This window comes from Vagococcus fluvialis bH819, from assembly GCF_900163795.1.
Taxonomy (GTDB): Bacteria; Bacillota; Bacilli; order Lactobacillales; family Vagococcaceae; genus Vagococcus; species Vagococcus fluvialis_A.
Window position 1 is genome coordinate 1 of record NZ_FWFD01000009.1, and the last position, 12,739, is coordinate 12,739.

A 12,739-nucleotide genomic window follows, 5' to 3' on the forward strand; every position below is an offset into this window, starting at 1 on the left:
ATTCTCGTATTAGAGACGTAGATATGGCTGAAGAAATGATGAACTTCACTAAGAATAATATTCTTTCTCAAGCAGCAACTTCAATGTTGGCACAAGCTAATGCAATGCCACAAAGTGTTCTTTCTCTATTACAGTAATTAATTTTTAAGCCGACTGAAATATTTGGTCGGCTTTTCTTTACTAAGTTACTTAAATTGGAGGAAGTGAAAATTATGCTTAATATTAATCATGTAAATTGGTTAAGTGCTCATAATAATGTGGAAAAAGTTGAAAGTATTGCACCAGTCACAAAAGTTACAACAGACTTGGAGACAAATACACAAAATGAAAAATTTAGAGAGCCAGAAGGAAATGAATATTTTTCTAACGGTCTTTCAGATTATAAGAGAGAGCAATTAGAGAAAATAATTGAAGAATCCAATCGTCAATTGAACGGAAAAGACGTTAAGATGGAATTCAAAATCCACGAAACAACGCATAAAACAATGATTACTTTAGTTGATACAGAAACGGATGAAATTGTTAAAGAGATCCCTTCAGAAAAAATGTTAGATTCAATTGCTAATATTTGGAAGATGGTAGGGATAATAGTGAATAAGGAAGGATGATACTATGCCAGCAGTAACAAGTCCAACAGGAATAAGTTCTACATTAGGAAGTTATTCAGGAATTGGTTCAGAACAAATTGATCAAATGATTGAGGCGGAATCTACTCCTCTTTTAAGAATGAATAATCAAAAATCTTTAATACTTGAGCAACAAAACGCATGGAAAGACGTTAGAATGAGAATGAACTCCTTATTCAAAACAATCGAAACACTTCAAAAAAATGAAACATGGAATTCAAAGGTGACAACAAGTTCAAAACCTGATAAAGTGACCATCTCAGGTACTGATAAAGCGATGGAAGATTCATTTGATATTACCGTGCAACAGATAGCTACTTCTTCTCGACAAGTTTCTGGTGATATTGAAAAAATGGATGGGAAGACCATTTATGACGGTTTAGGTACTTCTGGGAATTTAGAATTAGATTCTAAAGATCCAGATGGTGAGAAAATAACCATCGAAATTAATCAAAATGATAGCTTAAAAGATATTACGAATAAAATTAATAGTGAATCAAAAGAAACTGGGGTTAAAGCAACGATTGTTGATAATCATTTAGTTCTTAGTAATGTTGAAACGGGCGCAACAGATTTTAATGTTGGTGGGGATCAAGCTTTATTAGGTGATCTTGGAATGGATAAAAACTCAGCAACCAATGCTCCAACTTATAATAAAGGAATAAATTCTAAATTTACAATTGACGGAATGGCAGTCGAACGAACGTCTAATGATGTTAGTGATGTTGTTGAAGGGGTAACCATCCATTTACATGGAAAAACAGAGGAGAATGTAACAGTTGGCTTAAAAAGGGATTTGGATAAACCAGTAGAAGCTGTCAACGCATTTGTAGAGCAGTACAATGGTTTAATGGACTTCCTAAATGAAAAAATGGATGTTGGTGACCCGAGCAAAAAAGACAATAAACCAGGCCCATTAGCAGGAGATAGTACGGCTTCTAGACTTCAATCTAGCTTAAAGATGTTGGCAACAGGTCTTCCAGACCAAAATCCTCATACTACTTTTAAGTTTCCTTCAGAAGTAGGGATTTCTGTAGATAAAAAAGGAGTTCTTTCTTTAGATGAAGAGAAGTTTAAAGAATTACTAAAGGAAGACCCACAAAACGTTCAAAATTTTTTCTATTACGCTGAAAAAACAATGGTTGAGAAAAAAGATGAATTTGGCAATGTTATTAAAGATGAAGATGGCAATGCTATTATGGAACTTGATAAGAAAGAATTTGGTTATACAGTAAAACTAAATGAGTTAATGAATTCTTATTTAAAAGATCAAGCAGGTCAAAAGAGTGTTTATACTACTAAAAAAGAATCTTATGAGAAAAGTCTTAAAGATTTAGATGAACGAATTGATCGATTTACTGAAAAATTAGATAAAAAACGTGATTACTATGTTAGGACATTCACTAGATTGGATCAAGTTATGATGCAAGCAGAACAACAAATGGCTACTCTAATCACTCAATTAGATTCATTTGGATCAGGAAAATAATAACGTAAGGAGTGTGTAACTTTTTTGGCTGAGCTTACAGATAAACCAGGAGTTTTAATAAAAAAAATGCTCGATAATATTTCTCTATGGGATGAAACACAAGATATAGAAGAAGCAACCGAGATTCTTAATAAAAATACGGAATTAATGGAAGTTTATCAAAGTTTACCTTTAACAAATTTAAAAGAGCAAGATAAAAATAATTTAAAGCTTTTATTTACTGAGTTAAAAAAATTAATGACCTACTTAGATAATGAAAAAGTTGTGCTGTTCGATAAAATGACCCAGTTAAATCAATCTGATAAAATTGCTAGTCAGTATATTAAACAGTATTCAGAGTCATTCTTTATTGACAAAGATTTTTAGTAATAATTAAGGAGTATATTATGACATATAATAACAAAGGAAATTCAGCATACGTAAATAATCAGATTTTAACAGCTTCACCAAAAAAATTGATTGAAATACTTTATGAGGCTGGAATTAAACATTCAAAAATAGCAATTCATCATTTAGATAATGGAAATTTACAAGAAGTTAACTCTCAGTTAATAAAGGTTCAAGATATTGTTTTAGAATTAAAATATGCAGTTGCACCTACGACAGAGAGTGATGTTCCTGATCAATTAATATCACTTTATGACTTTATGTATAACCAATTATTATTAGCAAATACTGAAAAAAATAAAGAACGAGTGGCGCTTGTTAAGAAAATGTTAGAGGAATTATTAGAAACTTGGGTGGCCCTATAGGATTATTATTTATGAAAAAGATAGCTAAAATTTTTATTATCTTGGTTATTTCAATTGCGGGTTTTTTGGGGACAAAAATAATTGTGTCTATGGCAATTGAAAATGCTAAAGTATCAAAAGAAACAAGTTATATTTACTTAAAACGTAAAACTAATTTATTGGTCGGTACAGGTGGTGATTCAAGTATGCTGATTGATAACACAGAGGATTATCGCTTACCAGTTTCTTTAGCCAACCAATTAGATGAACCATCATTAGAAAATGGCTGTGAAGTAACTGCTTTGAGTATGTTACTAAACTACTATTCTTATGACTATAATAAAAATGTTCTTCAAGAAAAAATAAAAAAAGAACCTTATCAAGATAAGCATAACTATTTTGGGGATCCTGATATGGGGTTTGTTGGAGATGCTTCTGGAAAAACACCAGGATCAGGAGTTAATGTAGAACCTATTTATGAATTAGCTACACAAGTAGTAAAATCACCTTATAAAGTAGTCAATAGTAGTGGATTACCTTTAAATGAAATACTAGAAAAAGTTCATGAAGGTCATCCAGTTTGGGTAATTACAACCATTGATTATCAAGAACCTAAGGATAATGATCTGGTAGATTGGCCAACCAGAAACGGAATGAAGCAATTTTCGATTAAACATCATGCAGCAGTCATCATAGGTTTTAATCAGGAAGAAGTCTTTCTAAACGATCCTTACGGAAAAGAAGTGATAGTCAAAAAAAATATCTTTGAACAAATTTACATTAAAACTGGTCAGCAGAGTTTATATATTCAATAGTCAAGGTTATTAATTTATGCTTGACTATTTTTTTGGTATTAACTTACAATAAAGGTAACAAAAGTAAGGAGGTTATACCATGTATTGGATTTGGGTATTATTAATTGGTGCAGTAATAGGTGCTATAGCAGGAAGTTTAACTGGTGGTAAAAATCCAAAGGGCTGTATTTTTAATATTATTGCTGGTTTAGTTGGATCTAGTGTTGGTCAGAAGTTATTTGGTAGTGACTGGGGCGGACATCTTGCGGGAATGGCTATTGTACCTTCTATTTTGGGAGCTGTTATTGTTATAGCAGTTGTTTCGCTTTTTACAAGAAAGTAAGAGGGATCATCTCGATGATCTTTTTTTTTATGTTAAAATAGTAGAAAGAAGGTGAAATGGATGAGGAAATTGCGGATAGAAAAAGAGCAAAAAATAGAAATTGTATATGCTGAATCTGTAAATAGGCTAGTATTACAAGGTTTTTTTGATCATATAAATCAACATTCTTGCGTGTTGTTTGTATGTACGCAACCGTTTTACGAATATTTTTATGAAAAATTCACGACTCTTTTTAGCTCAGATAAAAAATTTCATTGGTATATCTGCCCCAATAATAAACGACTTCAACAAGTTGAGGCATACCATGAGATTTTAGATTTTATTGAAGAAGTTAACTTGCCTAGTGACACCTTAATTCTTGGTGGTGGAAAAGCTGAAATTTATCATGTTTGTGGCCAGTTAGTCAATAATTCTCTTTATTTATCGACTTTTATCTATTTACCAACGACAATGTCAGGATTTGTTGATTCTTTAATAGGTGAAACTTATTTATTAAATGAAAAAACAATCCCAGTTGTCAAACAATATGTTTTGCCAGATGTTTTGGTTTACGATACAATGTTGAGTGAGTTAGAAAAACCTCAATTATGGGCAACCTCTTTTTATTCTTTAGTGAATTTAGCTGTTACTAAAAATGCTGATTTACTAAGACAGTTGTATCAAGCCTCACAGTCGGTTAATTACAAAAATTTTTCACCTTATATTGAGACGGTTATTAAAACAGTTCTAAATGATAATCAGGTGACTTATTTAATCCCTTTTGGAACAGCTTTTACTAAGGCTTTTTACCATTTAGGCGAAGCACACTATTTGAATATGGCTCAGAAACAATATATTGGTTTTTTTATTCATCTTTTGTGGAGTAAAAAAGTAGGTAATTTTAATTTTGAGTATGAAAAATTTTATGTTTGGTTTGAACAGATTGTTGCTCAGGATTTATCGCTTCCAGAGCAAATGTTATCGTCTGACTTAGCTGAAAGCATTGTTACAGAACTTGATCGACAGGAAAATGTAGCCTATATAAAAGAAATTGGCTCTCTTGGAGTTAGAAAAATACCTTTAATTGAGGAAATGTATGAAGTAATTGAAGAATATCGAACTATAAAAAAGAACAGTTGAGGGAATAATATGTCTAATAGTAAAGAAATGTTACAAGCATTATCAAATGGAGATTTAGTTGCAGCGAAACTTGCTTTTGAAAAAGCTCAAATCGAGGATTTAGCAGAAGAAAGATTACAATTAGCTGATAATTTATTTCAACTTGGATTTGTTGAGGAATCAGAAGCTTTGTATCTTAAATTATTTGAAGAATTTCCAGAAGAAGAGACATTTAAAATATCATTAGCTGAAATTGCTATTGAGAACGATGATTTGGATAAAGCCTTTACTTATTTAGAGTCAATCGAAGAAACAAGTGATCTATACGCACAAAGTTTAATCACACAAGCAGATATTTATCAAATGTTAAATATTCCAGAAGTAAGTGAAAGTAAACTAAATCAAGCTAAAAAATTATTACCAAATGAACCATTGTTAGATTTGTCATTGGCAGAATTATACTTTTCAAATGAAGATTATATTAAGGCAATTAAAGTATATGAAGAATTGAAAGAAATCTTGTCTGTTGAAGAATCTCCAATTAATATTTCTGAAAGAATTGGCGTTTCTCTATCTAGAATCGGTGATTTTGAACAAGCGGTAACTTATTTAGAAGAAGCAATTGAAGTAGAAGAAACTGTTGAGCGTTTATTTCAGTTAGCTTTAACATATTATCAATTAGAAGAAAATGAGCGAGCAATTGATCTGTTGACACAGGTTAGATTAATGGATGAGGCGTTTAGTCAAGTTTATTATCCTTTAGCACAAATTCTATTTGATGAAGGTCGCCATGAAGAAACGATTGAAACAATTGAGCTGGGTATTTCTCAAAATCCATACGAAACAGCTTTGTATCATCTTGCTTCTGAAACATCTTATCATTTAGGAGATAAAGAGCAAGCCAAACAATATTTAGAGGAAGTTATTTCTTTGGAGATTGAAGCGGATATTTCGAAAATGAAATTAGCAGAACTGTTATTAAAAGAAAATAATTTTGATGAAGTTATTGAATTAATTAACACATTAGAAGTAAAAGAGCAATCTTTTGCTGAGTGGATTTTGGCTCAAGCTTATAATGGCTTAGAAGATTTTTCTAAGGCAAGCGAGCATTATGAAGCGGCTAAAGGTACTTTACTAGATGATCCTGAATTTGTTAAAGATTACGCTTTATTCTTGAGAGAAGAAGGAAATACTGAAGAATCAGGCCGATTGTTAAAAGCATATATTAGTATGGAACCAGGAGATCTTGAAGTTGCCTCTTTAATTGAAAACGAAGGGTGGTAAAATGATGATTGAACTAGCAAGTAAGAAAAAATTTGTTAACTGGTTAATTCAATCGGTATCTTTAAAGAAAAGAGAATCTTATTGGATTCTAAATTATCTTTTGAATCATGAGTTTTTATTAGATCGAGTGACTTTTGTGGAAGATGTTTTATCGACACCAAGAGGATTATTAATAACAGATCAAACTGTTGAAGGTGTTGGGTTAGAAATGGTGAATCAAAGTGTATTGTTTAGTGACCCGAATCAAATATTTCACGATATTCGAATGAATAGAAAAGCACCTTTATTTGTAGGCATTTCTTTTGATGGCATGTATTCTTCTAATTATTATTTGTCAATCATTGAAGAGAACCCTTACCAGTCACTAGATCCTAAGTTAGAAAAAGAAATTGCAAAAGAAATCAACCTTTTTTTAAAAGAGGAAGAAGTTAATTTTCAACTACAAGAGTTACTAAAAAAAATAAATGAAGCTCTTGAAGAAAATGATGAACAAGCATTTTTAAACTATTCAAAAAAATATTCAGAATTAAAAAAATAAGCGTTCACTCACAAAATTATCTTTTGTGAGTGTCGCTTTTTTTTATGGATTCACAATTGTGTCTGCAGTACCTGTATTTAAAATAGAAAGACAAGCATCTAATCCACCATAAACTAGATTTTCAACAGATGTTTCAGTATAAAAAGCGATGTGCGGTGTATAAATAACGTCGTCTCTTTTAATTAATTCCTCTAAGATAGGATCTTCAAGAGGCTTGCTTTGCCAATTTTTAGTCACATAAGGCATCTCATTTTCATATGTGTCTAGTGCGCAGCAAGAAATCTTTTCTTGATCTAGGGCCTGTATTAATGCCTTCGTATCAACAATGGCTCCTCTAGCAGCGTTAATTAGTATTGAATTTTTTTTCATCTTACTAAACGTTTCTTCATTGAATAAATGATGATTATCTTCTGTTAGTGGCATATGGATGGATATAATATCTGATTGCTCAAGGAAATGGTCAAAATTATCCTCATACCTTAGTATTTTTTCAGCATTGGGATTTTTATATAAATCATATCCAATAATTTCAGCGCCAAACCCTTTGAAGATTTCCCCAGTAATCTGTCCAATTCGTCCAGTTCCTAAAATACCGATTGTCAACGAGCGAACTTCTCTTGAAAGGATCTTTTTATCCCAAGTAAAATCATTAGAAGTAACTCTTTTTTGAATTAATTCGGTATGTCTAAGGCAATTTAAAGCGCTATTTACCGTGAATTCGGCTACTGAATTAGGGGAGTATGCAGGGACATTTGTAATAGAAATTTTTTGTTTTTTTGCCTCTTCCAAATGGTACATATCAAAACCAGCTGAGCGCTGAGCAATTTGCTTAAAACCATCTTGTCTTAATTTTTGATACATCTCGATAGGAATTCCCATTGTTTGTTGTAAACTGATGCCATCAAAACCTTCTAATAGGTGATAAGTTTCATCACTTAATATTTCGTTAGTCACGGTAACACTTGCTTGATTTTCTTCAGCCCACCTCAATGCAAATTCTTTCTCATCTTCTCTTGCACCCATCATTAAAATCTTGCTCATACATAAAACTCCTTTCTAATTTGTTAATTAAGTAACAACCTAAGTATAGGTAAAAGGAGTAAATTGAGCGAATCAATAAATTCTATAAGGCTATAGAATTAATCGATAATGATCTTTTTTTGGTTTGTTATAAATTCTAAACAAAGGGCTGCTGCCGGGCTAAGTGGCTGATCTTTTTTATGAACAACGACAATATCAAAGGGTTTTATTTTATCTTTTAACGGAATCCAAGTGAGGGGAGCGCTCTTGTATATTTCTTTTAATTGAATAGGTAATAAGGCAATTGAGTTGTCTTTTAAGATGGAATTAACAAGTACTTCGTGGTTATTACTCATTAAATTAATCTTAGGGGAGAAGCCATACTCTCGTGCTTTATTTTTTAAAACATGCCATAAGACATAGTCTTTACTCATAGATGAAAAAGTTTCATTTTTTAGTTCTTTAATACTTAATTCTTTGCTGTTAGAAAGAGGATGATCTTCTCTCATCAAGACATAAGCATCATATTTGAAAACTTCAAAAATATTTCGTTCAATTTCAAGATTTCCTTCAGTAATTGGGAATGAAACAATCCCGATTTCTAATTCACCGTTTGCAACCTTTTGTTGTGTTTTTACAGAACCATCTTCTTCTATTGTAATTGAAAAATTAGGATAAATTGACATAAATTGTTGAATTAAAGGCATAAAAACAGGTGATATGACAGCATTTGAACCTATAGTTAGTTCTTTTTTTTCATATATATGATCTGTTTCAATTTGTTCAGTTAAATCATCTAAATCATTGATTATTTTTTGACCTTGCTCAAATAGAATCGTTCCTGCTGTTGTTGGCATAACTTTGTTGCCTACTTGGTATAGAAGCTTGGCACCAAGTTCTTCTTGAAGTTTATTCATATTCCATGAAAGCGTGGGTTGTGTTACAAATAAGTTTTTAGCAGCATGAGAATAATTTTGGGCCTTGATTATTTCTAAAAAATATCTTAGCTGTCTGAATTCCATCGAATCCTCCCCTTTTTGATAAAATTGATCTTGCTATAGAAATTGCCAATTTCAAATATGTGAAAATGAGCCCTATACTAAGAGTGTCACATAAATAAAACGCTTACTTGAAAAGGCTTTACTAAATAGACTAATTTAGTATACCTCACAAACTAAGCATTATAAAGTAGAAAAGAAAGGAAGTAGCGAAAATGGTTGTCGGTGATTTCGAAACTAGTTTAGAGACAGTAGTTATCGGAGCAGGACCTGGGGGATATGTAGCAGCAATTAGGGCAGCTCAACTAGGACAAAATGTTACGTTAATTGAAAAGACTCATATAGGAGGTACTTGTTTAAATGTGGGATGCATTCCTTCAAAAGCACTAATTGAAGCTAGTCATCATTATCATAGTTTAGCCCATTCTCCATTTAAAGGAATTGAAGCTAAAGATATTAGCTTGGATTTCACGGAAATTCAAGAATGGAAAGACATGCAAGTTGTCAAAAAATTAACAGATGGTGTCAAATTTTTACTTAAAAAAAATAAAATAACAGTTCTTGAAGGAACAGGCTATTTTATGGATGAAAACCGAATCCGTGTGATGCATGAATTTGGTGGCGAGACGTATACATTTGAAAATGCCATTATTGCTACAGGTAGTACACCAATTGAAATTCCTGGATTTAAATTTGGTAAACGAGTACTAGATTCTACAGGATTATTAGGATTAAAAGAACTGCCTAAAAAATTAGTTGTCATTGGTGGGGGATACATAGGAAGTGAGCTAGCAGGTGTCTTTGCTAATCTAGGAACAGAAGTCACTATATTAGAAGGTCAATCAGCTATTTTACCGAATTTTGATAAAAAACTTGTTTCATTTGTAGAAAAATCATTTAAAAAATTAGATGTCTCTATTGAAACGAACGCACTTGCTAAGTCTGCTTTAACGACTGAAGAAAATGTTGCGGTTACGTATGAAGTAGATGGAGAAGAAAAAGAAATTATTTGTGATTATGTTTTAGTATCGGTTGGAAGAAAAGCCAATACTCAAGAGCTAGGACTAGAAAGAATTGGCGTTGAGCTAGATGAACGTGGATTGATTAAAATTAATGATAAGTGTCAAACAACATTAGATCATGTTTATGCTATCGGTGATATTGTTCCAGGACTTGCCTTAGCGCATAAAGCGAGTTATGAAGCAAAAGTTGCGGCAGAAGTAATTGATGGACAAGATGTTTCACTAGATTATCGTGCCATGCCTGCTGTTTGTTTTACTGATCCAGAGCTTGCATCTACAGGGTTTACTAAAAAAGAAGCAGAAGAAAAAGGCTATCAAGTCAAAGTGTCGGAATTTCCATTCCAAGGAAATGGTCGTGCTCTATCTATGGGCAAAGCAGAAGGCTTAATTCAATTAGTTAGTGATAAGGAAACTGGTGAAATTTTAGGAGGACAAATTGCCGGTGTTAATGCGAGTGATTTGATTTCTGAAATTACATTAGCGATTGAAACTAATGCAACACTAGAAGATGTTTCTTTAACCGTTCACCCACATCCAACGATTAGTGAAACGATTATGGAAGCTGCCGAGGTCGGTTTAGGATTACCCATTCATATCTAAAAAAGAAATTCATCAATAGGAGATGATTATATGTCGATTAAGAGTGTTAAACCAAAAGAATTTACAATGAACATATTAAATGGTGTTGCTTTAGGAGTTGTGGTGTCGCTTATTCCTGGTGCTCTTCTAAGTGAACTATCGAAAGCGTTGGATTGGTCTTTTGGTCTAACGTCAACAGGAATCGCTCAATCTCTAATGCCAATCGTTGTTGGAGTAGCAGTGGCAATCAATTTTAAGTTTACTCCCATTCAAATTGGTTCATTAGGAATGGCCTGTGTGGTAGGATCTGGAGTTGCTAGAGTAAATCCAGATGGTGGTTTTATTTTTCAAGGATCTGGAGATGTTATTAATACAGGTCTTACAGCAGCAATCGCAGTACTGATTATTTTAGTTTTAGGTGAAAAATTGCAAGCCTTTACAATATTAGTTATTCCAACAATTGTAACCGTTGTCGGTGGAGGTCTGGGATTATTATTACTTCCTTATGTTAAGTCACTAACAACGATGTTAGGTCAATTTATTGCGACATTGACAGATTTACAGCCTGTTCCAATGGCTATTGCTATTGCCTTAATGTTCTCAATGATGATTGTTTCACCAATTGCTACAGTGGGAATTGCTACAGCTATTTCTTTATCAGGAATTGCATCAGGTGCAGCTAATTTAGGGATTTGTGCAGCTGGGTTTGGTTTGTGTATTGCTGGATGGAAAGCCAACGCCATTCCAACATCTCTAGCTCATTTTATTGGTTCACCAAAAATGCAAATGGCTAATGTAGTGAAAAAACCAAAAATTATGTTACCAATTTTATGTAATGCAGCGATTACAGGTTCATTAGCAGCCTTTTTAGACTTACAAGGCACACCGTTTAGTGCTGGTTTTGGATTTAGTGGATTAATTGGACCAATCAACGCATTGGCATTAGCACCAGGAGGCTGGAGCGTGGGTAATGTGATTAAAGTGGTCATTGCCTTTTTAGTTGTTCCAATTTGTTTAGGCTTTGTCTTTAACTATTTGTTTAATAAAAAATTAGGTATTTCAAGTTCAGATGACTATAAATTGAATTTTAATTAAGAAAAGGAGCGAAATATTATGAGTAAACAAGATTATAAATTATTTAATGACATGGTTAAAAAAAGTGAAGAAGCAGTTCCCTTAGTACAGATTTTAGATGAAAAAGGCAAGATCGTTAATAAAGGATTAAAGAGTAGTTTAACGGATGAAGAGCTAGTTGAAATGATGAAAGTTTTAGTTTGGGGTAGAACGGTAAATGAGCGTCTTATTTTAGCTGGTCGTCAAGGTCGTATTGGAAACTTACCTCCTTCTGAGGGACAAGAAGCCTCACAATTAGCAACACTTTTCGCCATGAATAAAACAGATTTCCTATTTCCAACATACCGTGACGTGATTCCATTGGTTCAGCATGGTATGCCAATGAAAAATGCCATTCTTTGGTACCGTGGTCATGTGGCAGCAAACATTTTACCAGAAGATGTACATGGTTTACCTGCTCAAGTTATTATTGGTTCTCAATATGTCCAAGCAGCAGGATTAGGTATGGCTTATAAACGTGATGGTAAAGATCAAGTGGCTATGACGTACATTGGAGATGGTGGGTCATCACAAGGTGATTTCTATGAAGGAATTAACTTTGCGGGTGTTTTCAATGCTCAAACAGTCTTTATTGTTCAAAATAATAAATACGGTATTTCTGTTCCTCGTGAGATGCAAAGTAAAGCTGGTACTTTAGCTCAAAAAGCAGCAGCAGCAGGAATTCCTGGAATTCAAGTTGATGGTATGGATCCACTTGCATTATATGAAGTAACTAAGCTTGCCAGAGAATATACAATGGCTGGTAATGGACCAGTATTAATTGAAACACTAACTTATCGTTTCGGACCACACACTTTATCAGATGATCCAACAAGATATCGTAGTCAAGAGGAATTAGATGAGTGGATTAAAAAAGATTATATGATTCGAATGAAAAAATACTTAACAGAAAAAGGTATTTGGACAGAAGAAATGGAGCAAGATGTCATTGATGCAACAACAAAAGAAGTGAATGATGCAATTGATGCTGCTGATAACGAACCAAAACAAAAAGTATCTGAATTATTGAGTAATGTGTTTGAAGTTCCAACCCCTCGTATCGCAAAAGAAATTAAAATGCATCAAGCTAAGGAGGAAAAATAG

At 32.9% G+C, this 12,739-nt stretch carries 15 protein-coding genes; 13 read left to right on the forward strand and 2 right to left on the reverse strand.

Going from position 1 to position 12,739, the window contains the following annotated elements:
• From FM121_RS06295 to FM121_RS06340, 10 genes are all read left to right on the forward strand, one after another.
• The coding region (locus FM121_RS06295) for a flagellin (RefSeq protein ID WP_086951324.1) at positions 1-137 on the forward strand (137 nt) is incomplete at its 5' end.
• Between the two features lie 75 nt (positions 138-212).
• Positions 213-608, forward strand: a complete 396-nt coding sequence (locus tag FM121_RS06300; RefSeq protein WP_086951325.1) for a flagellar protein FlaG — start codon at positions 213-215, stop codon at positions 606-608.
• Between the two features lie 4 nt (positions 609-612).
• Positions 613-2,115 (forward strand): flagellar filament capping protein FliD, encoded by a 1,503-nt coding sequence (gene fliD, locus FM121_RS06305; RefSeq protein WP_086951326.1) that lies wholly within the window; start codon positions 613-615, stop codon positions 2,113-2,115.
• 24 nt (positions 2,116-2,139) lie between these two features.
• Positions 2,140-2,481 (forward strand): hypothetical protein, encoded by a 342-nt coding sequence (locus FM121_RS06310; protein ID WP_086951327.1) that lies wholly within the window; start codon positions 2,140-2,142, stop codon positions 2,479-2,481.
• A 20-nt stretch (positions 2,482-2,501) separates the two neighbouring features.
• Complete coding sequence (gene fliS / locus FM121_RS06315; RefSeq protein WP_086951328.1) at positions 2,502-2,867, forward strand: flagellar export chaperone FliS; 366 nt, start codon at positions 2,502-2,504, stop codon at positions 2,865-2,867.
• A gap of 11 nt (positions 2,868-2,878) precedes the next feature.
• Entirely contained in the window at positions 2,879-3,661 is a 783-nt protein-coding gene (locus FM121_RS06320; protein WP_086951329.1) for a C39 family peptidase, read from the forward strand.
• Positions 3,662-3,740: 79 nt separating this feature from the next.
• The gene (locus FM121_RS06325) at positions 3,741-3,983 is read left to right on the forward strand and encodes a GlsB/YeaQ/YmgE family stress response membrane protein (protein WP_086951330.1); all 243 of its coding nucleotides are present in this window, start codon (positions 3,741-3,743) and stop codon (positions 3,981-3,983) included.
• Positions 3,984-4,043: 60 nt separating this feature from the next.
• Positions 4,044-5,102 carry a hypothetical protein gene (locus FM121_RS06330; protein WP_086951331.1) on the forward strand — a complete coding sequence of 353 codons (1,059 nt, stop codon included), beginning with the start codon at positions 4,044-4,046 and terminating at the stop codon, positions 5,100-5,102.
• Between the two features lie 9 nt (positions 5,103-5,111).
• Positions 5,112-6,365 carry a tetratricopeptide repeat protein gene (locus FM121_RS06335; protein WP_086951332.1) on the forward strand — a complete coding sequence of 418 codons (1,254 nt, stop codon included), beginning with the start codon at positions 5,112-5,114 and terminating at the stop codon, positions 6,363-6,365.
• A 4-nt stretch (positions 6,366-6,369) separates the two neighbouring features.
• A complete protein-coding gene (locus FM121_RS06340) occupies positions 6,370-6,903 on the forward strand; it encodes a YpiB family protein (protein WP_179203811.1) in 534 nt (177 codons plus the stop codon).
• Between the two features lie 42 nt (positions 6,904-6,945).
• On the opposite strand, the gene FM121_RS06345 is transcribed toward FM121_RS06340, so the two are convergent.
• Both FM121_RS06345 and FM121_RS06350 read right to left on the reverse strand, forming a co-directional pair.
• On the reverse strand, positions 6,946-7,944 hold the full coding sequence (locus FM121_RS06345) for a D-2-hydroxyacid dehydrogenase (RefSeq protein ID WP_256958421.1): 999 nt from the start codon (positions 7,942-7,944) through the stop codon (positions 6,946-6,948).
• A gap of 98 nt (positions 7,945-8,042) precedes the next feature.
• Positions 8,043-8,945, reverse strand: coding sequence for a LysR family transcriptional regulator (locus tag FM121_RS06350; RefSeq protein WP_086951334.1), 903 nt, complete (start codon positions 8,943-8,945; stop codon positions 8,043-8,045).
• 191 nt (positions 8,946-9,136) lie between these two features.
• On the opposite strand from FM121_RS06350, the gene lpdA reads away from it, so the two are divergent.
• From lpdA to pdhA, 3 genes are read left to right on the forward strand one after another with little or no spacing between them, the layout of a single operon-like run.
• Positions 9,137-10,543 carry a dihydrolipoyl dehydrogenase gene (gene lpdA / locus FM121_RS06355; protein ID WP_086951335.1) on the forward strand — a complete coding sequence of 469 codons (1,407 nt, stop codon included), beginning with the start codon at positions 9,137-9,139 and terminating at the stop codon, positions 10,541-10,543.
• Between the two features lie 30 nt (positions 10,544-10,573).
• Entirely contained in the window at positions 10,574-11,617 is a 1,044-nt protein-coding gene (locus FM121_RS06360; RefSeq protein ID WP_086951336.1) for a PTS transporter subunit IIC, read from the forward strand.
• A gap of 18 nt (positions 11,618-11,635) precedes the next feature.
• Positions 11,636-12,739: a pyruvate dehydrogenase (acetyl-transferring) E1 component subunit alpha gene (gene pdhA, locus FM121_RS06365; protein WP_086951337.1), complete on the forward strand. Its 1,104-nt coding sequence runs from the start codon at positions 11,636-11,638 to the stop codon at positions 12,737-12,739.